The organism is Pseudomonas sp. MWU13-2862, assembly GCF_023242495.1.
GTDB classification, from domain to species: domain Bacteria; phylum Pseudomonadota; class Gammaproteobacteria; order Pseudomonadales; family Pseudomonadaceae; genus Aquipseudomonas; species Aquipseudomonas gingeri_D.
On record NZ_JALMEZ010000018.1, the window covers coordinates 20,302 to 43,373 of the forward strand.

The 23,072-nt window shown below is 53.9% G+C and carries 20 protein-coding genes; 7 read left to right on the forward strand and 13 right to left on the reverse strand.

Annotated features, from left to right (window positions below; all coding sequences use genetic code 11):
• Positions 1-60: 60 nt before the first annotated feature.
• Complete coding sequence (locus M5C56_RS27035; protein WP_103499259.1) at positions 61-285, reverse strand: type II toxin-antitoxin system ParD family antitoxin; 225 nt, start codon at positions 283-285, stop codon at positions 61-63.
• 460 nt (positions 286-745) lie between these two features.
• Here M5C56_RS27035 and M5C56_RS27040 point away from each other — a divergent pair, with 460 nt between their 5' ends.
• Together M5C56_RS27040 and M5C56_RS27045 are read left to right on the forward strand one after the other, a co-directional pair.
• The gene (locus M5C56_RS27040) at positions 746-1,036 is read left to right on the forward strand and encodes a type II toxin-antitoxin system ParD family antitoxin (RefSeq protein ID WP_103499258.1); all 291 of its coding nucleotides are present in this window, start codon (positions 746-748) and stop codon (positions 1,034-1,036) included.
• A 2-nt stretch (positions 1,037-1,038) separates the two neighbouring features.
• Complete coding sequence (locus tag M5C56_RS27045; protein ID WP_103499240.1) at positions 1,039-1,407, forward strand: type II toxin-antitoxin system RelE/ParE family toxin; 369 nt, start codon at positions 1,039-1,041, stop codon at positions 1,405-1,407.
• A 268-nt stretch (positions 1,408-1,675) separates the two neighbouring features.
• On the opposite strand, the gene M5C56_RS27050 is transcribed toward M5C56_RS27045, so the two are convergent.
• From M5C56_RS27050 to M5C56_RS27065, 4 genes are read right to left on the reverse strand one after another with little or no spacing between them, the layout of a single operon-like run.
• Complete coding sequence (locus tag M5C56_RS27050) at positions 1,676-1,831, reverse strand: hypothetical protein (protein WP_247263388.1); 156 nt, start codon at positions 1,829-1,831, stop codon at positions 1,676-1,678.
• A complete protein-coding gene (locus M5C56_RS27055) occupies positions 1,821-2,084 on the reverse strand; it encodes a hypothetical protein (protein WP_103499239.1) in 264 nt (87 codons plus the stop codon). The genes M5C56_RS27050 and M5C56_RS27055 overlap by 11 nt, the downstream gene beginning before the upstream one ends.
• A 2-nt stretch (positions 2,085-2,086) precedes the next feature.
• Positions 2,087-2,659 (reverse strand): DUF3158 family protein, encoded by a 573-nt coding sequence (locus M5C56_RS27060; RefSeq protein ID WP_247263387.1) that lies wholly within the window; start codon positions 2,657-2,659, stop codon positions 2,087-2,089.
• Positions 2,656-3,477 (reverse strand): PFL_4669 family integrating conjugative element protein, encoded by an 822-nt coding sequence (locus M5C56_RS27065; protein WP_103499606.1) that lies wholly within the window; start codon positions 3,475-3,477, stop codon positions 2,656-2,658. The genes M5C56_RS27060 and M5C56_RS27065 overlap by 4 nt, the downstream gene beginning before the upstream one ends.
• Here M5C56_RS27065 and M5C56_RS27070 point away from each other — a divergent pair.
• On the forward strand, positions 3,476-3,655 hold the full coding sequence (locus M5C56_RS27070) for a hypothetical protein (RefSeq protein ID WP_103499607.1): 180 nt from the start codon (positions 3,476-3,478) through the stop codon (positions 3,653-3,655). The genes M5C56_RS27065 and M5C56_RS27070 overlap by 2 nt on opposite strands.
• A gap of 375 nt (positions 3,656-4,030) precedes the next feature.
• Here M5C56_RS27070 and M5C56_RS27075 read toward each other — a convergent pair whose 3' ends face one another.
• From M5C56_RS27075 to M5C56_RS27085, 3 genes are all read right to left on the reverse strand, one after another.
• Entirely contained in the window at positions 4,031-4,240 is a 210-nt protein-coding gene (locus tag M5C56_RS27075; protein ID WP_247263386.1) for a hypothetical protein, read from the reverse strand.
• Positions 4,241-4,786: 546 nt separating this feature from the next.
• Entirely contained in the window at positions 4,787-5,149 is a 363-nt protein-coding gene (locus M5C56_RS27080; protein WP_103499609.1) for a hypothetical protein, read from the reverse strand.
• Between the two features lie 693 nt (positions 5,150-5,842).
• Positions 5,843-6,256, reverse strand: coding sequence for a hypothetical protein (locus M5C56_RS27085; RefSeq protein WP_103494063.1), 414 nt, complete (start codon positions 6,254-6,256; stop codon positions 5,843-5,845).
• A 743-nt stretch (positions 6,257-6,999) separates the two neighbouring features.
• Here M5C56_RS27085 and M5C56_RS27090 point away from each other — a divergent pair.
• Positions 7,000-10,008 (forward strand): DUF726 domain-containing protein, encoded by a 3,009-nt coding sequence (locus M5C56_RS27090; RefSeq protein WP_103494064.1) that lies wholly within the window; start codon positions 7,000-7,002, stop codon positions 10,006-10,008.
• Entirely contained in the window at positions 10,008-11,711 is a 1,704-nt protein-coding gene (locus tag M5C56_RS27095; protein WP_103494065.1) for a LeoA/HP0731 family dynamin-like GTPase, read from the forward strand. The genes M5C56_RS27090 and M5C56_RS27095 overlap by 1 nt, the downstream gene beginning before the upstream one ends.
• Before the next feature lie 608 nt (positions 11,712-12,319).
• On the opposite strand, the gene M5C56_RS27100 is transcribed toward M5C56_RS27095, so the two are convergent.
• The 5 genes from M5C56_RS27100 to M5C56_RS27120 all read right to left on the reverse strand — a co-directional run bounded on the left by M5C56_RS27100 (position 12,320) and on the right by M5C56_RS27120 (position 20,196).
• Entirely contained in the window at positions 12,320-12,802 is a 483-nt protein-coding gene (locus M5C56_RS27100; RefSeq protein WP_103494067.1) for a hypothetical protein, read from the reverse strand.
• Between the two features lie 394 nt (positions 12,803-13,196).
• A complete protein-coding gene (locus tag M5C56_RS27105) occupies positions 13,197-13,382 on the reverse strand; it encodes a hypothetical protein (RefSeq protein WP_103494068.1) in 186 nt (61 codons plus the stop codon).
• A gap of 637 nt (positions 13,383-14,019) precedes the next feature.
• Positions 14,020-14,250 carry a hypothetical protein gene (locus M5C56_RS27110; protein ID WP_103494069.1) on the reverse strand — a complete coding sequence of 77 codons (231 nt, stop codon included), beginning with the start codon at positions 14,248-14,250 and terminating at the stop codon, positions 14,020-14,022.
• 51 nt (positions 14,251-14,301) lie between these two features.
• Positions 14,302-19,425 carry a RecQ family ATP-dependent DNA helicase gene (locus M5C56_RS27115; RefSeq protein ID WP_103494070.1) on the reverse strand — a complete coding sequence of 1,708 codons (5,124 nt, stop codon included), beginning with the start codon at positions 19,423-19,425 and terminating at the stop codon, positions 14,302-14,304.
• A 348-nt stretch (positions 19,426-19,773) separates the two neighbouring features.
• Positions 19,774-20,196, reverse strand: a complete 423-nt coding sequence (locus M5C56_RS27120; protein WP_247263385.1) for a hypothetical protein — start codon at positions 20,194-20,196, stop codon at positions 19,774-19,776.
• Positions 20,197-20,745: 549 nt separating this feature from the next.
• Here M5C56_RS27120 and M5C56_RS27125 point away from each other — a divergent pair.
• Positions 20,746-22,065, forward strand: a complete 1,320-nt coding sequence (locus M5C56_RS27125; protein ID WP_103496472.1) for an AAA family ATPase — start codon at positions 20,746-20,748, stop codon at positions 22,063-22,065.
• On the forward strand, positions 22,065-22,946 hold the full coding sequence (locus M5C56_RS27130) for a hypothetical protein (RefSeq protein ID WP_103496471.1): 882 nt from the start codon (positions 22,065-22,067) through the stop codon (positions 22,944-22,946). The genes M5C56_RS27125 and M5C56_RS27130 overlap by 1 nt, the downstream gene beginning before the upstream one ends.
• The last annotated feature ends 126 nt before the right edge of the window (positions 22,947-23,072 follow it).

Sequence of the window (23,072 nt, forward strand, 5' to 3'; positions counted from 1 at the left end):
CAACATCCTTGATTGACTACGTCACATGGATTTCAACCGGTTGCAGCGCACGCCTAGATATCACCAATATCTGGCACGTAGGGACTCGAAGTAATCGCCATCCACAGGAGCAGTGGGAGCCGATTCGGCCCCAGCCAGCAGCAGGCCACGCAAGTGCTGCCGATCCTGATCCTTGCGAATCAGCTCCCGGACATATTCGTTACCGGTGCAGCAACCTCGCTGGCTCACTTGAGCATCGGCAAAGGACTTGAGGGCATCCAGTAGGGAGACGCTCGTGGTGTTCATGGCTTTGTCCATCTTTGCCAAAATCCCCCATTGCCGTACCTCGCCAGTGCAGAAGGATCGCGCGGCCATCCAAGGAGACCTCACTGGAATGGGTGCCATATCCAAAAGGCAATCATGCCGAAGAATAGAGGAATCTCAAGATACAAAGGCGCCTTGCTCCATCGTTTGAGCCCCTGCGGTATCGCGTCAAGTTCTTGCTGGGTGACGAGTCTGCGCCAGATGAACACTCTGGGAAACATGATAACAATGCCGATCAGACCGACAGGAATGGCCTTTGAGGTCCGCTCCCTGCCCTCCATCCATGATCAGGCAGGGCCATTTTCCGTTTTCCATCCATCACCCTGACAAATCTTGCAAGAGGCCCTCCAGCATGAATTCCAGACTCAAACTAGGCATGAGCCAATGCGATGGCATAATATGCCAACATCCGCAGCAGCGTTATTTGTTCCTGGAGCACAACATGGCTACGCGAAATGTCGTTCTCACTGATCACATGGACCAGGTCATCAACGACCTGGTTGTCTCCGGCCGATACCAGAACGCCAGCGAAGTCATGCGCGAAGGGCTTCGTCTGCTGGAGCAGCGTGAAGCTGAAGAACTGGCCAAGCTCGATGCTTTGCGTCATGCCACTTCAGCAGGACTGATGGACCTGGAGCGGGGTCGTTTCATCGAGATTGGCGGTGACCAGTTGGGAGAGCTTCTGGCTGACATCGGCGAACGAGCTGCCCTCACCCCTACCAAGAACCGTTGAGCATGGGGAAGTACCGTCTCTCTCATACGGCCCTCAGTGATATCGAGGATGTTCTAAGGTACTCCCACATACAGTTTGGCTCACATGCCAGGGTCAGGTACCAAGCGCTTATACGCGCAGCAATCGAAGACCTTGCGGAAACGCCAAACAGGGTGGGTAGCAACCCTAGAGATGAACTTTCAGTGGGACTGAGAAGCTTTCATCTGACCTATGTGCGCAACCAAGCTGCAACGGCCACTGGCACCGTACAGAGGCCGCGGCATATCGTTTTCTATAGATTGGCGGATGACCAGATCATTGAGATCGTTCGGATACTGCATGACGCAATGGAAGTCAGGCAGCACCTTACGCTGGAATTGAAGGGTAGTTAGCGGCGCATAGCCATGAAATACCAGCTCAGATCCCCCTATTCACCTTACAGGCCTGCGCGGGAAAGGCTTCCCCGCCGGAGCAAGTGTCCCTGCACGTTCCTGCGCATGTACCTGGAGGTTCAATCCCTTCTGCGCCTGCTACACACCAGAAGATAGGTCAGAGCCACGATACAGCCATCCCCGTCGAAGCCTTCACCAACACCGATTGAAAACTGACCACCCTACCAGGCATCAGGCTCTGTTCTTGGAGAAAGCCTTCAGGACCTCCTCACGCGAGGGTACCTGGGCAGCGGCAAGTGGCGTAGGTGCGACCATAGGCCTTCTCCAGCACGGACTTCCAACCCTTGGCGAACTGATCTTCCGTTTGAAAGGGCTTCGAGAAGGGTTGGCCGTCGATCACGACCGTGAAGCGCTCATTGAGCATGGAAGCACTCTCCTTGTACGAAGCTAGCCAGCGTTTTATCCGCGGCAGAATCGCGCTCAGTGCCCTTGCACCAAACCTCAACACCGGCCCTGTACGCACTTCGACTCTCGTACTCGCCATCGTTTTTCAAAATCAGATTGTCGAAATACACATTCAGCCGAAGCAGCCGGCAAAGCTCATTGTTACCGCTGGAGATCTCCTTGAACTCATGCTTGGTGCCGACGTTGCTCTCCCCCCAAAGACTGCTCGCCATGGTCAGTTCCCCTCCCGGTGATGACTGCCGTCTTGACCCATTCGCTGACGGTAAACCTCATCCGCAGCTTCCACCTTGCAAGCACATAGGAACGCCTGGCGACTGATGCTATGGGTCAGGCTGATCTGCATGTTGATCACGATCCGCTGAAGCTCCAGCGCATAGAGATCGGGCACCAGGTTGATGGGCGTGCGCTCATTGCGGATCAACTCCACCCATAAATCGACGCCCATCTTGCTGCGGTCTACTCGACTCCAACGCAGGAACACCGTGCCCGCCCCAGTGGACTGTCTCGTCAATCGAACGGGCAACAAGGTGAACGGATAACGCCCCGCTTGAGCCAGTACCCCCTGAATGGCCAACTCGACCAGACTGTCCGTCAGTTGACTGCACGCATGCCCGAACTCAACCAGCTCCCCCTTACCCTTAAAAGGCTTTAAAAGCCCTTTAAGGAAGGCTGTGTGTTCCAATGCCTGGAAGGCAGTGTGTTGCAGTGGCTGGAAGGCAATGTGTTTTGCACCATCCCCCGGTGCTGCCGAGTGATCACCAACAAAAGCATCTCCTGAAATACTCATGGCATCACCCTACCAGGCGCTAGGGGTCCATCACTTTTCGCAACCAAACCAGCCCCCAAAAACACCTGGCTCGCCCCCGCATCGTCCCCAACCTCAGCCTCGTCCTCGATCTCGTCTTCAACGACCTCTGGCGGCCTTTCATCGCTCACCCGACACCGAATAATCTGAGGCGCATATTCAGAACGCCGCGTGCCCACCAGCACATCCGCCGGCAACTCCCCAAGCCGCTCCTGGGCTTCACGCGCCACGGCATTGTTGGCGATGAAATCTTCACGCATCGCTCCGGAGAGCCTCGCCTGTTGAGCCAAGCTGAACAGGCTGCGCAACACACGACCACCGGCGTTGATCCAGCGCTCCATGTCCCTACGCCCCATCAATGCGGTGTGGTACGCCAACAGCAAGCGAAGGACGATGTTGTCGTAGTCGATCAGCCGGTACACGGCCAAGAAACCCAACAGGGTATTGATGCTCAGTGGCATCGTGACGGGGTGAACATTGAGGTTGTCACCCACTCGAGCCGACGTGGGCTGCCGCCCCATCAGCTCATTCAGTTGATCCCACATCAGCGCCAACGCCGCCCTCGATTGCTCCAGCTTCTCGCGGATACGGATCATCCAGTAATCGGCATAAGGGTCATCCTGCTCGGCCGCGCGCTTGATCTTGTTCATCAACCTGACAAAACCGTAGAGGCCGATGATGCCCTTCTTCCCTTCACCTGCCGGTCTGCCTTTCCAAATGCGGACCGCGTGGTGAGTGTGAAGCGTCAGCTCCATGGCACTTCGCAATGGACCGAGATTGAGTGGGAATGGATTGGCCATGAAAGGCTCCTGGTACATTGAAGTCGAGACATCAGTGTTATCAGGAACGGGCGAGGCGTCAGTCGAAAAACAGGTTTACGTTGGATTCGTTTTAGCGGGCGAAGGTCGAGAAAAAAAGCTGAAAAAAGGGATGGAGCCAGCGAACCACCTGCTGCCCCTACTGAAAACCTGCTTTTGATTATCCGACCTACAGCGAGCACCCAATTGATTCGCTGCACCGGTCAATTGAGGCACTCGAAGAAGCTGGGATAAACGCGAACTTCGCGCCCAAGCAGCTCAATCCCCCAAGAGGCCGCGGCCCAGTTTTTTTTCAATCGGAAGCTGCGTAAGAGCTCTATAAGGCTTAGCTAGCCTGGCCCAACACCAGACTCTTTTCGCTCCTGCGCCAGTCTCGATGTCGCTTGCAGGCAAGCAGCCGTCGATTGCGACACGCTCTGGCATTTTGCTACCGACTGCTTAGCAACTGCCCTACACTCAGATCAGCTGACGGATCAGCACCCTCTGGAAATAGCCCGGCCCAGTGCCGGGCTTTTCGCATCACCCCCTCGAACTGTCAGTGGCAGGCGACCAGCCAGATATGAGCCGAAAACAGTCCTCGAAAGCCTTTTACGTATTGTTGAAACGCGCTGGAGATACTCCAGAGGCGCAGGATGGCGTCGCGCAAAAAATGGTAGAGCTGGCCAAGGAAATCCCGGGAAAAATGACTCCGAGGAATATTGCCAATGTCGCGCTGAGCCAAAGCCTCAACGCGAACCTCGTCCATAAATGGATTCGAGTGTAAACGCCGAAAACCATGGCGCTGCAACCTGCTTCATTCCCCTGCCCTTGCAACCTATCGGGGCAAGGTTGGAAGCCACGTCGTCGACTATCTGCCTCGAAACCCCACACTCGCGCGGCACCGTCAAAGTGAACTGGCCGACCGAAAGCACTGCTGCCTACGCGACCTTTCTGCGAGACCTGTTGCGATGATCCGCATCGACTCCATCTGGCTCACCACCGAGCAGATGGGCATGCGCGCCGGCACCGACACCGCGCTGGCGCGGGTGGTGTCGGTGGTGGATAGCGACACCACTCACTCTGGCACAGCGATACGATTATGGGCGGGGGGCGTCCATCCCATTGCTTACGGCGCTGGAACAGTCGCTGCCGTTGCCTCGTCAAGGCACCGCAGCAGAGGCGGACGCTGCGGTTGCTTTCCTAATGACCAATAGGTTTATGAACGGCGCCCCCTTGAATATCGACGGCGGCGCCAGACTGGTCTGAGCGGCCCAATCGCCACCTGTGCCAGTTCGATCAAACGAGCGGTTGTCTACGGTGATGCGTGATGGTGTGAGGTCGACCCTTCAAGCAGCGCATCCACCACAGCCTTCGCCATCTCTACAGAGTGAAGCATGCCCCAGAACAGAGACCGTTCCACCGGATTCGTATGCAGGCTGATTTCGTCTCCATTCAGTTCGGCGACTGCGAGCAATTTCGAAACATAGGTCAGCGCGTCCTGGGCTTGGACACCTGGCTGGATGGCAAAAATCGTAGGTTTGAAAGGGTCATCGTAATCGATGGTTTTATAGAGGGTCAGACCGAGGGTATCGAGCAAGCGGGCCGCATCCGGCCGGGTTGGTTTCACAGAACCGTTGGAAACGGGAGGCGGATCGGGGGTGATTTTTTTAACCATGGTAAATCTCCTGGCTCAGTTTGAGAGATCACCACACTCGCTGCGAAACAAGGGTGGCGAACTGTACGCAGGTTCGCAGACCGGTGAGCTAGGACAACCGGCAGGCATAAGCCTCCTGCGCACAGCCCGCCATAACGCGGACATAAAAAAACCGCTGAAGCGGCGCTGTGCGCTAGCTCATCTACCGGGCTGCGAAACCCGTATCGCTGAATTTGCAGCGACCACAGAAATGTAGACCCAGCAGCGAGCGCACACAACATTCTCCCACGACTAAAACACGTAGGAAATATTAGTTTTTCTGGAAGGCCATTTCTCGTCATTACCAGGCGCTGGCGAGCTACGGACGAGTAAGGGAAACCACCCACCAATCCGTCCGAAAACGATGGCATCAACCGGAGTAAAGGGCCCCCCATTCCTGAGCAGTCCGATGACGCCCCTGCAACGGGCTGGCTCCTTGAAGAATACGCCACAGACATTGAGGTGCTCGTAAAAACGGGCGCGCTGGCCGACTGGATGAGGACAGCTTGGGCCGGTTGATGGCCGTACATCAGAAAGCCGAACGGCTCAGGGTCGGTCACAGCACCAGGACGAGGTGCTCGGGGCTCGCGGCATAACCGACGGGAGTAGCGGGCCAACGCCGAGAGCATCTCTGAAACCCGCTCAATGAGCGAGTATTGGGATGTAGCCAAGTGACTACCGATTCTGCCTCAAGGTGATCAGTTCCATACACCTATTCGCCACCTCTGGAATGGCTGCTGCCACCTGGGATAGCACCTGACACATCTGGTGCCCATCTAAAAACGGGAAGACTTCAAGGTTGAGTGCAATTTGCACCTTACGTGCATTACTACCTTCAACAAGCCAGCGCTCAACGGTTCGAGTCATCGCTGCGCCATTGTCTTCTGTCTGCCAGGCCAGCAAGTCAAAAAGTCTGGCCACCAAAAGAAACGGAACCGATTCGGGTATATCGTTGAACAAACGATCAGCCAAATCTGACTCACCAAACTCGGTGACGACTGCTCGTGCTGCCTCGAAGGCCTCTGTGTATTCAGGCTCATGACTCTCTACTGCAATCACATCCAGCGCTTTCACAACAACCTGATGCATAGCAATTCCATGCTTTGTGCCGAGATGTTGATGCTACCAGCCTCAGCGTTACCTGTTGAACAAGCAGCACCAACGTGAGCCCCATGCTCACTGCTCGAGCACCTGGTAGTCCTCAGTACCGAACCGCATCGGAACCTGATCGTCTTACCCCGAAAAGAATGACTCAGCGCAAAAAAATCGGTGCTCGCAACAGGCTCACGCGACCAGTTGGGTAGATTGAGATCACAGGTTCCGAGTCATCTCAGAGGCAAGTGTCACCTCCAATGTAAAACCGCCCCCTTGACTCGACGCTGGATATGCAGATGGTCAGAGCCATGCATAGACAGCTAGCCCGGGTCGATTTTTTTCAACAGAATCGGCCAAAAACAGACGCTTACGGCAAAGCCTTCTCGCCCCCTTACGAACCAAAGCCGTTCCACCACCAGCCCCGAAGCACGCTGACTAGCCACACTCAGTCAAGGCGGCTTCTAGAGCGAGAAGCACGACGCAACATCAAATTGATATGTCAAACACCAAAGATCTGCTTGGCCGTGGGTGAGCGCCGCGCCGACGCGATTGCCCCAATTCTATTAGCTGGCAAAAAGCCACTTCCCAGGATAGGCTTGAGCACTCCGACGAAGTTCACCCCCTACCAGTGAAGGTGGAACATTGCCAGCAGTAAAGGATCCGCTGCTCCAGAGATTGTCTCGGACTGTGCACACCAAGGACGGGCGATGGCTGCCTCAGTGACTTCAGGGGATCGCATGAGCAAATATTTCACGTTCCGCAGCCTGCCGGACCAAGCCCATGCAACCGAAGCCAACGTATTCGTGCATGGTTACAGCGCCGGACATAACGCCGTTGACCGGCAATCAATGATCGAGCGTGTCCCCGACTCCCTCGACCACTTCACCAATATTTTCGCGTTCTGGCCCTCGAGCCACATCGCTCGCCTCAACAACACATCACTCCAACTGGTCAGCGCCTCAGTCCGCACGCACTGGGCAGTAGGCGTCGCCAGCCTAGCCAGCGACCGAGCGATACATTATTCGCGGATCCGCTCACGCGCTGAGGAGATGGGCAAGGTGTTGCTCGACCAGTTGGGCAAATATCTGTGCGATTACCACCCGCACGTTGACACCATCAATTTGATCGGCCATTCGCTTGGCGCACGATTGGTGGTCAGCAGCCTCAGAAGCGGCACCAGCGAGCAGGCTCGGCGCCTTGCCATAAACGATGTACTGCTGATGGCAGCGGCCGTCAGGGTCGATGCTGACGAGGCGAGACAACTGCGCAGCCGGCTGCGCGGTCGACTGATCAACGCCTACTCCAGTTCAGACTGGACGCTACTGATGAACATGGACGAGTCGTGCCTGGGGCGCAACGAAGTTGAACACTTCGAGAATATTCAGATCGCCGATTTCGGTCACTGCGATTACTGGAAAAAGCTGCCCGAGGTGCTAGCCAGCACACAGTTCAAGGTATCGCCCCCAACAACGCAAGCGATGACCTCCCTTGCCGCTCCCGACGCTGCGCCCCCATCACTCTTGCAGCCACTGGACAGGAAGACCATGAAGCTAGAACTCAAAACACCAGGTGACATATATCAGCGGATAAACGATGAGCTGGTGCGCATCGTCAACTCGCTAACAAGCCCTTCAAACGATCCCAATCTGAACCAGGCACAAAACGAGGCACGTACGCTGCTGCTTGAGTACCAGACGCAGTTGAGGACACAACTCTCCGAACTGCAGAGTAATGCAGAATGGAACACCTTCACCATCGCATTCTACGGCGAGACTGGTGCGGGTAAATCGACCATCATCGAGACACTGCGCATACTCCTGAAAGAACGCGGGAAGCAAGCCAGCCAGCAAGCGTTCCGCGACCTACAGATCCGACACGGCCTGAGCGAGGAGCAGTTGCGGCAACTTCAGGAGTCCTTGGAGCAGACCGAGCAACAACTTAGCGAACGGGTTCATGAACTGAACATAACCCTCGAACATCACGACCGGCTGAACAACGATGCGGTGGAGAACATCAGCCGCCTGCAGTCATTTATCACCCAACGCAAGAAGACTGCCTCGCTCTGGCAGAAGTTGCTTGACCTGTTCCGCAAGGTACCGGAAGAAACCGAACTGACCCATGCCGAACAGCACCTGCCAGCGGTGATCGCCGCCCGGGAAGAGGCAACCAGCCCGTTACTCGCCCGGAAAGCCGAGATCGAACGATACAAGATCGATTTAGCGCAACAGTTACAGTCGCGCGAAGACCGCTTGGCGGAACTGCATGCTTTGGCCGATGGAGAGATCATCGGCGACGGCCGTACCGACTTCACCCGCAAGACCCAGCGCTACGACTTCGAGCTCGACGGGCAGCCCTTCGCGCTGCTGGACGTGCCGGGCATCGAAGGTAACGAGGGATTGATTCGTAGCGAGATTGAGAAGGCAGTGCAGACCGCCCACGCAGTGTTCTACGTCACTAACCAGGCCGCCCCCCCCCAGACGGGCGAGGACCAGCGCAAGGGGACGCTCGAGAAAATCAAAGCGCACCTGGGATCGCAGACCGAGGTGTGGACGATATTCAACAAGAAAATCACCAATCCCAAATACTCCCTGACCAACCGCTCGCTAACTTCCGATGATGAGAACGCCAGCCTCAATGGGCTGGAGGAAAAAATGCGCGAGCAACTCGGTGAGCATTATCGCGAAGTATTTCCCCTCACCGCACTGCCCGCGTTTCTTGCCTCCACGGACCACTTCGCACCGCGCTCGCCGAACGCCAATCGCCGCAATAAGATACTCGCCGACTTTGACGTCCAAGAGCTGCTAGAAAAGTCCCGTTTCCATAGTTTCCTACAACTACTCAGCGGCCAGTTGCTCAACGGCGCCAAGGCCAAGATCACTCGCGCCAACTTTCACAAAGCCAACGATGCGCTCGGCCAGACGGTCGGTACGGTCACGCACATCCAGGGCAACTTCATCAAGCTCTCGCAAAAGCTAAGCCTGGACGGCCAGAGCGCCCAGACCCAGTTGAGCGGCAGCTTCAATGCACTCAAACAGCGCCTAGCGGCCCATGGCGAAACACTGATCGACCAATTCGCCAGTGATGTGCGCAACACCCTGTATGGACGGATCAACGACGATATCAGTAACGATGAGTTCAAAGACCAGCTCAAGGATACCCTGGAAGCCCGACAGGAGAGACTGAGCCAGCAACTGCCCAAGGTCATGGGCAAAGAAGTCGAGCATTTCCAGCAGGATGCCGAAGACATCCTCAAGCGCTTCGAGGAACAAGCACGCGAACTGACGAACCTCTACGCCAAGCTCAACAACACCCAGCTCAACGGCAACTTCAATCTCAAACTCAACCTCGACAACGGCCTGAAGGTTAGCAACCTGCTCGCGATACTGGCAGGGGGGGCCTTGCTTTGGTGGAACCCAGCCGGGTGGTTCATAATCGCCATAGGCATATCTGGCCTGCTGCTCGGGACCTACAAAGCAGTGCGAGGCTTCTTTAGTACCGACTATAGGAAGGCACAGCAGCGCAAGGCCACCGACGACAATCTGCGAACTATCACCGCTCAGTTACGCGAATCGCTGCATGACGGCCTCAAGGAAGCACTACCCGAGATGCAACAGAAGATCGACCTGCTCGAACAGGCGCTCGAAGCACCCGGCCTGCAGTCCGCCGCTCTGGTACAACTGCTCGACCATTCGGCCAGACAACTCAACGCCCTCTCCCGTCAAATCGATCACGCAGGAAGCCTGTAATGGAAAAGACCCTGGATGCCTTTAAAAGCCGGCAATCGCAGTCACTCGCACTGCTCGACAAACTGCTGAACTTCCTCGACCAAGGCGAACAAGCTGGTGTTCCCATCGACCCGGCGCTAAACGACAAGCTGCGCACTGCCATCGACAGCGTCGCTGGAGATAAACTCAAGGTGGCGCTGATCGGCGGCTTCTCCGAAGGTAAGACCTCGATAGCCGCTGCCTGGATGGAACGGCTGGACACCGCCAGCATGAAGATTAGTCACCAGGAATCCTCCAACGAGGTGAAACTCTACGAAGTCGACGAAGATTTCGTGCTGATCGACACCCCCGGATTATTCGGCTTCAAGGAGCAGTTCAACACCGACACCCAGGCCTATGAAAAATACAAGGACACCACGAAAAAGTATGTCAGCGAGGCTCATCTCGTGCTCTATGTGATGAACTCGACCAACCCCATCAAGGAAAGCCACAAGGAAGATCTGCAGTGGCTGTTCCGTACCCTTGACCTTTTGCCACGCACGATCTTCGTGCTTAGCCGATTCGACGAAGTAGCCGACGTGGAAGATGAGGAGGACTACCGTGTCAATCTCAAGGTCAAGCGTGAAAACGTGAGTGGCCGCCTGCGCGAAATGGCGGGGCTGAGCGAGCAGGAAGTTGCCGAACTGTCGATTGTCGCCGTGGCCGCTAACCCGTTCGACCTGGGCGTACAGCACTGGCTGGCTAACCTCGAGCAATTCAAGGCTCTATCGCACATCGACACCCTGCAATCAGCCACCTCGCACAAGATCCAGCAGAGCGGTGGTAGCGCCGCATTGGCCAACGAGATGCGGAGCAGTGTGATACGCGACGTACTGAGTAAACAGTTACCGATTGCCATCGAAAACGACGAGAAGGTCACCCAGGAAGTCGTCAAGCTCAGCGACCTCAACGCCCGCCTGAAGCGACAAATGAGCACAACCGAGCGGCAAATCGAGGACGTGCGCATAGCCTTGCGTGACTTCGCCACACGCTATTTCGCCGATCTGATCCTGCAGGCCAAGGGTAGTAGCCTGGAAACTTTCAACGACTTCTTCGAGCGAGAGATCGGCGCAGAAGGCGTTATCTTGGCAACCCGCCTGCAGAACGAATTCAGCCGCCAGACCCAGTCCATCACCCTAGAAGTGAAGAAAATGCAGCTCGGTTTCGATACCGAGGTCGATCATTTCAACACCACACTCACGGCATTGGGCAAGCAAGGTGTCAATCATCTGCTCAAGGGCAACCTGATCAACAACACCACGGTACTGGCCGCCCGTGACGGTATCGTCACCGTAGCCAAAACCGTAGGTATGGATCTGGGCAAACTGCTGAAATTCAAACCTTGGGGCGCGGTGAACTTTGCCAGGGGCGCCAATGGCGTGCTGGCCGTCATCGGAGTGGCCTTCGAGGCCTGGGATAGCTGGGAGCAGTACAAGCGCGAAGAAGCATTCCGCAAAGCCATCGCAGAAATGGTCGATAACTTCGAGCGACAACGCAAGGAGCTACTGGATCTTGTCAATGCAGAGCAATTCAAGGAACAGTTCTTTGGCGACTATCTGGTGTTGAAGAATAGTGTGCTAACGCTTGAACATAGCCTGGCTGAAAGCCATGCGCGGCAACGGAGATTCCAGGATTGGCGCAACACGGCCGAGGCGATCGAGGCTGAGTTCGGCGAGCAGGATTGATGGAACGCTGATATGACCTTCCAGGGTATCTGGAGTTCGTGCAGGGACTCTCAGACGGCCCCAGATCAGTTGCGCCCTGGAAGGCCTCTCACAACAGGCGAAACAGACAAAAAACTGTCCTAGCGAAAAGGGTGCAGTGCGATCACCATCCAATGAATGGTTTAACCATCTGTCTGCGGTTCCAGGCTATCTGGGCTGCCAAGAGGTCTTCGTCCTCAATTTCCGATACATCATCAGAACTCCAAAGAACTTCGAACCAATTACGGGCAGAACAGGCGTCTTTAGAGTCACGAGTGTGAACGCCTACTTCCATCCACTGCGCCTGAGTGCCTTCTACCAATCCCAGACCATTGGTGGACATGTTAGCCGAGTCGATCAACACCTGTTTTCGCCCGACAATCATCTTCGCGTGATGACCGACCGGAATGCTGAATCCGGAGCTTAAGGTTCCCCTCCTCTATCTGCTTCAAAAATACTTAATTATTCTTGGGCTTGTTCCTCCCGCCATAAGGCTGCAGACAATTCACATGGGATGCCTTGACTTCAACGAGAGCAACACTTCAGCCCCGCCCCACCCTATTTATAAAAAACCAGGGCACTCACCTTCATCACAATGCGGCATCAATAATATTGGTAAGCTCATCATTTTCGGCCACTTCGGCAAGCATGTTCACCCTCTCAACTGCCACCATTACAACAAGAGCAAGAACAAACATAACAAAATAGATTGGAGACGATGGTAAAAATGGGATAACAGACCTTTCACTCATTGTCGTAAATCCCAAAATAGAAACAAGACCCGTGACAATCACATGAAAATCACTGCGACCTTTATACAAGGAGCTAATATTTTTTAGCGTCGCCTTATAAATTTTTGCTTCTTCCTTGCTAATCACGCCGCTATCAAAACCCTGCTTAAGCTTCTGAACACCTAGCATCACCATTTTCTCTTGCTCCGCTGTAATGTACGCGGAGTATTTTTTACTTTTCGTCAGGCGCCAATAGAGCCCACGAAAAGTGACTATATTATTTTGAACAAAACCTGTCCTTTCAACCAAGCACTGCTGCTTAAAATTCTCGAAATAGCTCATCAAATGCCCCTATATACTTTAATTGAAAATTCATGCATAGCGCACTCCTACGCAACCCATGAACCTTGAAACCTAGGTTTTTTCGCCAAGACCATGCAGCACACCCATGCACCGCTCAAGTCATTGCGAGGCGTGCTCAAAATTTTCACGCTGCTCCTTCAGATCGTAAGCCCACTTCACTCCGTGGAAAAATTACTTCTTAAACGCTGCACACTCAGCAGAGAATCACTCAAGCAATCAGACGGCGCACCGCCCTCGCCGCACAATACAGATAGAGTCATGTCATGCCACTTACCTTTTGAAAAATGTAAATATTCAAACCTCGCGCCTGGCTGCCTGCCTTCTACATACCGAGTTTTGAAATACTGGAGTTCTCGCCCATACCATTGATGCTCTAAATGACCTTCACGCTCCCGGCGCTCCGAAAGCTCAACAATTTTTTAGGAGTAGCGCTCGTATCTAACGCCTGGGCCTCGAAGAGAGTCCAAAGAAGGGTAAAAACCTCAATAGCCTTCAGCTCCTCAACTGAGAGTTCAGCCAAACCAGGAGCGAAGCGCTCTAATCCGTTCAATTTGTGCATACCCCATCCCTGGAATGGTCACCAGCACTGATACCTGCAATATGGCACAACGCCATACCTGCAAACCATCCCCTCTCGCACCTATTGGCTTATGACAGGTGGAGCCGCGTCTCATCATCTCCCGGCACCAGCCCCACTCAAGAGTCACCTAGATACTCGCTTCACGCAAAGCTCCCTGCCAAATCATCCGTTGATTTGGTTCAGCACACCCCTCTCTTTCGAGACATCTGACGATTGACAAGCTGTAAACAGATCATCCTTGAGCTCACTTAGCTGCCAGAGGCTCAGCGACAGCTCCTTCAATCACTGACCGAGCATTCGACTACACAGATCTCCAAGCTCAATCAGCACCCCTTACCCTTAAAGGCCTTTTAGGGAAGGCTGTGTGTTCCGATGCACGGAAGGCAATCTGTTGCAGCAGCTGGAAGGCTTCGTGTTTGGAGCTCGAACCTGAAGTTATCGGACCAGCACCAGCGGTCAGGGCGTCAATGCCATCAGAAACAGCACAATCGTCAGTCAAGAAACAGGATCTCGACAATTGGTTTGAACCAGCGAGGGTGATAGAACCGAACGTACAATATCGGCAACCGCGGTAGCACAGGAGACTCTGCGTTTGGCACAACTGCCCTTACCCGCGTTACGGAGCAAAATCTCCCAGCCGAGCCCGTGCGCTCGGAATGACTTCCTCCAGCAACTCAAGCGGCACGTCCTGCACAAACAAGGTCACTTCGAACTTGAGTGTCTGATCATTTCTAAACACCTCAAAGACCATATCGCTCCCTTGCCAGCATTCAATTGCCAGGCCGTCGTGCCCTGGAGTGATGCTCGATGCAATTTCAAAACGATATTCAACACCATCAATAACCATGCAGATGTCTCCGTTTCGAATGACCGATTATGCACATACCACTAATCACCTCTAACCTCTCAATCTCGGCACAACGACCTCCCACCGCTCGCATTTATTCATCCCCCTATACTGCTCTTCACTATCATCTGAAAACCGCACCGTGATGGCGGCAACGTCACATTGATCAAGACCGCCTTGTGTTTGAAACGACTTGGCAGTCCGCCCTACCACGGTGCCCTGAGCATCCAACAGTTGATAGCGATCCCCCTCTTTTTTCAACGTAAGCGGATCCCCCTCACGAAGATTCCCAATCGCCAAATGTATTGGGCTACGCAATGCATAACGCCCAGCAAATCCAATGTCGATATCTTTCAGTGTGAGCTGCTGAAAACGCATCTCCAACTCGGCAATTGGCTTGCCGTAAAACTCTCGCTGATCGATCACTCTTGCCAGACTACGGCTGAAAGGATTTCCGTCACCGAACTCACACAGCGTCAGCGTTTGCTCTGCACGCGTCATGCCCACATAGTAGAGCCGTCGCTCATCTGACAGACCATCGGGCTGAACGCTCCACCCGCCGTCCAGCAGTACAACATGACGGAACTCCAGCCCTTTTGCCGAATGCACAGTTCCGAGATAGAGCCCCTCCTTGGGCTGTTGGCGCAACTCACGAGCATAGTCGTACAGCCAATCGACCAGGGCACCACTACCCAGTTGGCAGTCTCCCAGCTCTCCTTGCATTTGCTCAAAAGCCGTCTGGAAAAAACTCGTCCACTCAGCATCATCCTGCAGATTGCTGCTCGACAAGTGCTGCCATGCATCCGCTGCGCACAGGGAGCCTTCAATACCTCGCAGATGGTCGATTACCAGCACGAAACTACGCTGCCGAGTAATTGGCAATGCCGCTTCCTTGTCCGCCGCCAAGAAATAGGGAATATCGTGCTGCTCGCACCAGGCCTGAATCGGCCACAGATAGCGGTGAGTCCGAGCCAGAATCGCACAGCCATTCCAGCCGCCTTGTTCAAGCGCTAACAACCGCCCCAACTCTGCCATGGCGGCCTGGGCCTGCAAATTACCCTGCTCGCGGTCGCGAGGATCGATCAGCACACGTAGCACCCGACCGTTTCGCTGCTCATCCAATTCCTCCCATACCCCGCCGGCAGGTAATTCCTGCCGTGCCCAATTGATACGGATGGGGTTGGCCTCTTTCAGACGCTCAAGATTCTGGCCGATGAGCTGGTTGGCAGCCTCAATGATCCGCGAAGAAGAACGGTAGTTATCGACCAGGAAACTGGTCGACGCAGAATAGTCCTCGCGGAAACGCTCGATATAACGGTTATTGGTGTCGCGCCAGGCATAGATGTTCTGGTCGTCATCCCCCACCGCCATGATGCACAACCGGCCATCCTCTTCCGTGTGACGTCCGGCAAGGGCACTCACCAACCGATATTGAAGACTGTCGATGTCCTGGTATTCGTCTACCAGGATGTAACGGTACCCGCGCAGCAACTGCTCACGCAGGTCGTCTTCCCCTTCCACATTGCGCTTACCCTCCAGCAGCTCCACAGCCTCGCTCAGCACCCGCTTGAGTGTTGGCTCGTCGACCGTGTCGCCTCGCCCAAAGCGGGTGCCGGTCAATCGCATGGCCATGCTGTGATAGGTCAGAACGCTGACTCCGTAGGCGTCAGCCCCGACCAGAGCCAACAACCGTTTGCGGATCTCGTTCGCCGCATGACGGTTGAAGGTCAGTGCCACGATACTGGTCGCCGGCACTCGCCGTACCCGCAACAGGTAGGCAATGCGGTGCACGATCACGCGAGTCTTGCCGGAGCCCGGGCCGGCCAGCACCAGCCGATTGATGTCGTCATCGTCGGCGACGATCAGTTTCTGGGTGGTGTTCAACGACTCGATGATGGACTTCCACGACTCCTCACTGGTCGCCAGCTTGAGCACGTCCTCCCTTCCGACGAAATGGCGCTTGATAAATGCCTGCTTGGAATCGGTGAAATAATCCAGGACCAGACGCAACGCCTCAGCCATTTCCTGCAACGCCACTTCGGCATACTCACGCATCACATGGACCTGGATGCGCTTCTCGCGATAATGCTCGTCGAGCCGCAGGTAGTCTTCCTTGAGGAAGGTCTTGCGCTTGTCCTCCTTCTTGACCTCGATGGTCATGGCCCTGCGCATGACAGTCATGCCGTGATTGAGGGTCAAGATGTCCTGCCGGTGCAGGTAGAGCAGGACATGCTCGATGACTTTCCGACGCCTGATCATTGGAATCGAGTGCGACAGTTCGAGGTCAAACTCGATCACCTTGAGCAACTCGCCGAAACTCGTTTCGACCAGCAGATCCGCACCACGTAATCCCGTGGGTAGCTTACCGATCAAGAGCTCCAGGAATTTGCTGGCCAATACGCGCCGGACCTCACCAAAGCGAACGATCTTCTCCCAGGAATGGCCACCCTTTATGCGCAGCTTCAAGTAGTCACGATTGAGCTGCCTGATCTCGAAACTGCTGCGCTGCTGACCATCGGCATCATGGTCCTGGGCAAGACTGCGTAACAGTCGCAACACGTGCAGAGGAAGTAGCTCCTCCAGCGCGGTGGCGGCCTTGAGCTCGGCGGTCAACGGTGGCAGGTTCAGATCTTGCCAACCGCCCTGATCGGCATCCGGGGCTTGCTCACGCAGGCACCGGAACAGGGCCTGTTCCAACTGCAGGGAGTTTTGCAAACGCTGGTTAGAAGCCCCCGCCACCCCATAGCGCAAGTACAAGGTGATCTGCGAATCGTTGATCAGCAGCCCCATTTTCTCCAGTTGCTTGAGTGCGCTGGCAACCTCCTCCGACTCCAGACCGGTCAACTGCATCAGTTGATCGGTGTTCACTTGCTCATCCGCTCCCGCTGCGTAGAGGTAGCGCAGAATGGTCCGGAACTCCCCCTGTCTCCGCTGTGATAGAGGTTCCTTCAGCAAACGCTTCTCGGCCTCCTCCTCGCTCACATCCAGGCGCGCCGGGAAAACCTGCGTGTGGTTCTCCTCCCGTTTGAGGTAATCGCCGCGTTCCAGCCAGGCGACCGCCGTCACGACCTTGGTTTCGGCATCACGCTCATCCGCGGAGAAGCTGGTTTCAACGTCATCGTCCAACAGGATTTCACCCGCCGTGATGACCAGATTGCCGCCTTTACGTCGATTACTCTCGATACGCAGCTTGCGCAGGATCTGCTGAATATCTCGAATGCTGAGCTTCGAGCGCTCACTCATCCCAAACTGGGTCTCGATATCCTGCGGGTCGTACAACAACACACAGCGTGCGTCAGCCTGATCTCGCCCGGCCCTGCCCGCCTCCTGCAGATAGTTCTCCAGCGACCCCGGAATGTCAGCATGTACAACGAGACGGATATCGGGCTTGTCCACGCCCATACCAAAGGCGTTGGTGGCGACGATGATCCTCAATCGCCCGGCCTTGAAGTCGTCCTGGATATCCGTTTTGGTATTGGGATCAATACCGGCATGAAAGTGCCTGCAAGACCACCCTTGCCCGATCAGAAAGTCCGAAAGCTCCTCAGCATTTTTGCGACTGGAAACAAAGACGACCGCACCGCCCTCCTGTCGGTCCAGATGATCATGCAACAAACTGTCCGTGCGAACCCATTTCTCCGCCCGAGGGCAAGGCAACACGTCGAAGTTCAAGTTCGTCCGCTCATGCCCGCCAGGAAAAACCTTGAACTCGATGCCCAGGCTGTCCTGGAAGTGGCTCTGGATGTCAGCTAACACATCCGGCTTGGCTGTGGCGGTAAAACAGCCTATCTGCGCCAGCCGGCCAGCACCGGTATATTCCCGGATGAATCGGGACACATAGAGATAGTCGGGCCGGAAATCACTCCCCCACTTCGACAGGCAGTGCGCCTCGTCGAAAATCCAGGCACCAATCTGACGCTGGCCGATCGCTCTTCGGAAAGCCTTGTTACGGAACTGCTCGGGCGACACCAGCAGAATGCCGACATCGCCCATCAGAACCTTCTCCAGCACATCAGCACGCTCCGGCATACTCAGCAGGCCATTCAGCGCCGCAGCGCACTGAACGTTGAACTTCAGCAGCCCATCCACCTGGTCTTTCATCAGCGACTGCAACGGCGAAACAATAACGGTCAGGCTGCCGTTACGATGGAAACGATTTAACGCCGGCAACTGATAACACAGCGATTTGCCACCTGCCGTCGCCAGAATGGCCAGCACATGCTGACCCCGCATCCCCGCCAGCACGATGTCGTGCTGCAAGCTCATTCCAGGCTTCTCGTAACGAAAACGGGGAAAATCGAAGTAGCGTTTGAGCTCATGGAGCGGATCATGGGTCGTCTGACAGTACTGACAATCCTCCCGCTCACATGGCACGTCACGCAGCTCAGAGAGCAGTCGATCAACCTGCGGAAACTGATGGCGAACCCAGGGCGCCAACACCGAGTTGCCACCGGACACCCGGAGCCAGGCCAGCGCATAAGCCAACGACCAATGCAGCTCCGCTCGCTGAAGATCCTCACCGAGCAGTTGCTCAAGCCGTGTGCGGCATACCTTCAAGTCTCGCTGCAGCGCCGGATCCGTTTCTTGCAGGAGTTGCGGAAGGAGCGCCTCAAGCTCAGAGATCGACACCGGGGCTTGTCCAGTCAGGGAGGCGAAGAACGCCCCCAGATCATCCTCGAGGCTAGGAGCCAACAACGTCTGATAGCAGAGCAGTTCCTGCCGGTTGACCTCATTCAAATGCGTGAAAGCCTGGCGCTGATCCTGAAAAAGAACCAGCGTCGAACGGCAGTCGGATAGCGGTGAATTGAGGCTTTCGCGGGTCAGTTTGTAATCCTTGATCAACCGATGATAAGGATTCTGTGGAAACGCTAACGGAGACAGACGCAGCGTGTCGATGACCGGAAGCGCATGCAGTGCCAGCTCCGGCGCATGGCTACGCAAAATCGGCAAGTCATGCCCAATGACGTTATGCCCCAGCACGAAGCTTGCCCCGGCAGACAGCGTATCCAACTGCCGTAGAGCCGGAATGGGGCTACCGGATATGCGGAGCTCCAGCTCTTCCCCGATATCAGGACGAAGGCCACCCAGCATAGTGAGACGAGCAGGCTTATCGCCCTTCGGCGGCACGGCTTCAAGGTCGAAGATCAGCCCTTGGAGCTGAGTAAAAAGCGACATCCCGGGCAATCCTTGCATCAAGAGTTATGTCATTTTGATGGCAAATCATCACCCGGCAAGACCGTTAAGTCCACCTCAGTGCGACATTAGTCCTACAGGCTTACCGGATCATTGACAAAGGACTTGAGGACTTCTGGTAAGGAGATATCCATAGCGCCATTCATGACGCTCATGGCTTTGTGTGCTTTTGACAAAACTTGCCAAAGCACTCGCCAACAGCCCAGCCTCGCCAGTACTAAGGAAATATCGGATTACGATGCCGACTACGACGTTATGCGCCAGCACCATGGGCTGTTGCAGTGACACCCCGCCAGCAAACGTAGCGGGGCTGTTTTCTCAGAACCTCAATCAATCCGACGGCTGTTGATCAGTTGAATACGTCCCTTCAAGCAGCGCATCCACCACCGCCCGCGCTACTTCCACCGAATGCAGCATGCCCCAGAACAACGCCCGCTCGACGGGGTTGGTATGCAGGCTGATTTCGTCGCCATTGAGCTCCGCCGTTTCGAGCAGGTTCGAAACGTAGGTCAGTGCATCCTGAGCACTCACACCAGGCTGGATGGCAAACAGCGTGGGCTTGTACGGTGCTTCGGGAATGACAGGCTTGGAGCAAGTGAATGCCAAGGTATCGAGCAAACGGGGCGTGCCTGCCGGAACCGACTCGGGGTCGCTGGATGGGGTATCAGAGTGTTTACGCAGGTACATCGCCCTGTCGGCAGTGCTGAGCGCTTTGTGAACCGGCGGCGGATCGGGGGTTATCTTCTTGGTCATGGAGAGTCTCCTACTTAGGCAAGGGATTCATCCACTCTTGCTGCGACACAAGGGTGGCGAACTGCACGCAGGTTCGCAGACCGGTAAGTAGGAACCGGCAGGGCTAAGCCTCCTGCGCACAGCTCGCCATAACGCGAACACCAAAAAGCCGCTTTCGCGGCGCTGTGCGCCTACTTACGACCGGGCTGCGAAACCCGCATCGCTGAATTTGCAGCGACAGTCGAACTGTAGCCCTGGCGTTCGGCGCACACCATATTCTCCCATGCCTGAAACGCGTGGGAAATATGAGATTTTTTGGCGGGCAATTTCGCTTCAGGCACTGCTGAGCTGCGCCTGAAGCGACGAGGGAAAATAAATCAGTCAGCTTTTCGGGTCGAAAGGCGCACAAAGGTGTCGATAGGATGGCCTTTTGATAGTATATTTTACTGATCCTGCGAACCTAGCCCTGTTTTCGACTAGGTCTCAGTAGGAGTTACCTTTAGGGGCAGTTGAAATGCTCATGAAAGTTTAAATAATTACTTGTCGCAACAATAATGATAGGGAAATCAAATGCACATAACAAAACTAGTAATTGAAAAACTTTTTGGCCGATTTGATTACGCAATAGATATAAACAACCCACAGAATGGCATTACAATCTTAACAGCCCCAAATGGATATGGCAAATCAACAATACTGAAAATCCTCCAGTCCTTTGCCTCGGGAGACTATTATTATTTCATCAGAGAAAAATTTGACAGTATAACTATTTTTTTTGACTCTGCCCCCTCAGTCAAAATATCTCAAGAAGAAGGAGACATTAGAGGGCAGCAAGTAACATTTTCGTGCGGGTTAATGACTACAAAAATTAAGGACCCATTTGAAGAAAATGGTGATGATCGGACTTTTTTCATTGATCGTGCGTTACCTTTTTTGACAAGAACTGGCCCACGATCTTGGCGACACGACAGATCCGGCGAGCACTTGGATAGAATAGACATACTTTCACGTTACGGAGACCATCCGGCGCTTAGGCGAAAATTCAGGAAAGAAGAATGGCTTGAGAACATCAGAAAATCTCTCAAAGTTTTCTCCATCCCCACAAACCGTTTGAAGGTTGCAGATCCAGATGGAGGCGACGGTGACTCTAGTGCATTGATGGTTGCATCAATTGCTAAAGATATTGCCGGTCGCATTCAAGCGGCAATCCGCCACCAATTTGAAGCTGGTAGGCTTAGAGAGACTAGCTTTCCGACGAGACTTATTGACTCCCTATCAAAATCCCACATCCCTGCAAGGGAATCAATTGCCGAATCAATCGACGCGGTTCAAGATTTCGAGAACCGCTTTGCCCGCCTAGGCTTGTTGCCCCACACAGGAACTACTCAACAATTAAGCATTCATGCGCAATTGACTGAGCCATCTACACTAGTCGTTTTAAAGACTTATCTAGACGATATCAGGGATAAATTCTCACTTTTAAACTCGCTAGCGGATAAGCTAGACGTTTTTACCAGCTCGATAAATGAACTTTTTACATTTACGTCTGCGGAAACCTCTGCCGACGAAGGAATTATCATTCGAAGCTCAGACGGAAATAAAGACAAGCTTCAGCTCAATGTACTTTCATCCGGCGAACAGCACCTGATTGTGCTTATTGGGAAGCTTGTATTTAACACCGAACCTGGATCTCTGATATTAATTGATGAGCCAGAAATTTCTTTCCATCCAGAGTGGCAAGAAAAATTCCTGAACATCATTGAAGACATTCGAAAGGTTACAAAATTTACAGCTCTTGTCGCCACTCACTCGCCCATAATGATAGGAGACAGGTGGGAAACTGCTATCGAACTCGCAGAGCTTTATCGTCACGGCGGAGGGGATATTTAATGGCCAGTACGCTAAAAAAATATCAAACCAACCCCAAAAACCTGCTAGAAACAGCCATAGCCTTTTATCGGTCTAAGAAAATCAAAACTGCCGTGGTTGAGGGGACTTGTGATCGACGGTTCCTACAGCAGTGGACCAAATTTGATGCCCCCATAAGATTCGACGGTTTTGACGGCAAGGACCTCGTCTTGAAGGCATATGACGGAGCTCAAACCGGAGCCTTTTTAAAGCATGATTTTCTTTACTTCTTCTCTGATATCGATTTCGACGAGATCACAGGAGAAAATATAGTCGAGCATCCGAAATATATAAATAATGCATATTGCAGCACGACAAAAAAAGTCGAATATAATGATCTAGAGATATTTCTTATTAACACCGCCGCCCTGGAAAAGGTGCTAGTAAATCATGACATTGAAGCCTCTGAGGCCAATGTTATTAGAGACAGACTTGAATCCACTTCAAGATTAGCTGGTTCATTCCGCGCAGCCGATATTTTGGTCACAAAGAAAAATGGGTTACGTAGAAGCATTTTAAATGGCCTAGAGCCATCTGCCTATTTTAATTCAAAAACGATCACTCTTGATAGAGATGCTCTTTTAGATCAGATGCCACGCTGGGCAAACCATCCAAACTATCTGGATGAATTGATCGATGAAGCCGACACTATGGCTTCGTCCGCGGTTTCTCCTTGGTCTCTAAGTAGAGGGCATGACGTAACGGAGTTTTTAGCCTTGCACTTGACTGCAAGGACAAAATATCAAATAGCACGCGAGAGACTTGAACTTATGCTTAGGCTCGCCTGTGAGCTTGATGAATACAAGAACAGCCCTATGGGAAGGAAACTTTTAGCGAGCAAGGAGGATTGCTTCCTTAAATAGCCACATATAAAAATGGCCATTTTAGGCCCGAACTTTATGAGTTTTTGTATATTAAACCTTCTGATCATCAAGACATTATCAGGGATGATCAGAAGGCTACTTATCAACAGCGAACCTAGAACATAA

Excerpts from the sequence above, each read along its gene's own strand:
- M5C56_RS27035 (WP_103499259.1), bottom strand. The coding sequence starts at position 285 with ATGAACACCACGAGCGTCTCCCTACTGGATGCCCTCAAGTCCTTTGCC.
- M5C56_RS27040 (WP_103499258.1), top strand. The coding sequence starts at position 746 with ATGGCTACGCGAAATGTCGTTCTCACTGATCACATGGACCAGGTCATC.
- M5C56_RS27045 (WP_103499240.1), top strand. The coding sequence starts at position 1,039 with ATGGGGAAGTACCGTCTCTCTCATACGGCCCTCAGTGATATCGAGGAT.
- M5C56_RS27050 (WP_247263388.1), bottom strand. The coding sequence starts at position 1,831 with ATGCTCAATGAGCGCTTCACGGTCGTGATCGACGGCCAACCCTTCTCG.
- M5C56_RS27055 (WP_103499239.1), bottom strand. The coding sequence starts at position 2,084 with ATGGCGAGCAGTCTTTGGGGGGAGAGCAACGTCGGCACCAAGCATGAG.
- M5C56_RS27060 (WP_247263387.1), bottom strand. The coding sequence starts at position 2,659 with ATGAGTATTTCAGGAGATGCTTTTGTTGGTGATCACTCGGCAGCACCG.
- M5C56_RS27070 (WP_103499607.1), top strand. The coding sequence starts at position 3,476 with ATGAAAGGCTCCTGGTACATTGAAGTCGAGACATCAGTGTTATCAGGA.
- M5C56_RS27065 (WP_103499606.1), bottom strand. The coding sequence starts at position 3,477 with ATGGCCAATCCATTCCCACTCAATCTCGGTCCATTGCGAAGTGCCATG.
- M5C56_RS27075 (WP_247263386.1), bottom strand. The coding sequence starts at position 4,240 with ATGGACGAGGTTCGCGTTGAGGCTTTGGCTCAGCGCGACATTGGCAAT.
- M5C56_RS27080 (WP_103499609.1), bottom strand. The coding sequence starts at position 5,149 with ATGGTTAAAAAAATCACCCCCGATCCGCCTCCCGTTTCCAACGGTTCT.
- M5C56_RS27085 (WP_103494063.1), bottom strand. The coding sequence starts at position 6,256 with ATGCATCAGGTTGTTGTGAAAGCGCTGGATGTGATTGCAGTAGAGAGT.
- M5C56_RS27090 (WP_103494064.1), top strand. The coding sequence starts at position 7,000 with ATGAGCAAATATTTCACGTTCCGCAGCCTGCCGGACCAAGCCCATGCA.
- M5C56_RS27095 (WP_103494065.1), top strand. The coding sequence starts at position 10,008 with ATGGAAAAGACCCTGGATGCCTTTAAAAGCCGGCAATCGCAGTCACTC.
- M5C56_RS27100 (WP_103494067.1), bottom strand. The coding sequence starts at position 12,802 with ATGAGCTATTTCGAGAATTTTAAGCAGCAGTGCTTGGTTGAAAGGACA.
- M5C56_RS27105 (WP_103494068.1), bottom strand. The coding sequence starts at position 13,382 with ATGCACAAATTGAACGGATTAGAGCGCTTCGCTCCTGGTTTGGCTGAA.
- M5C56_RS27110 (WP_103494069.1), bottom strand. The coding sequence starts at position 14,250 with ATGGTTATTGATGGTGTTGAATATCGTTTTGAAATTGCATCGAGCATC.
- M5C56_RS27115 (WP_103494070.1), bottom strand. The coding sequence starts at position 19,425 with ATGTCGCTTTTTACTCAGCTCCAAGGGCTGATCTTCGACCTTGAAGCC.
- M5C56_RS27120 (WP_247263385.1), bottom strand. The coding sequence starts at position 20,196 with ATGACCAAGAAGATAACCCCCGATCCGCCGCCGGTTCACAAAGCGCTC.
- M5C56_RS27125 (WP_103496472.1), top strand. The coding sequence starts at position 20,746 with ATGCACATAACAAAACTAGTAATTGAAAAACTTTTTGGCCGATTTGAT.
- M5C56_RS27130 (WP_103496471.1), top strand. The coding sequence starts at position 22,065 with ATGGCCAGTACGCTAAAAAAATATCAAACCAACCCCAAAAACCTGCTA.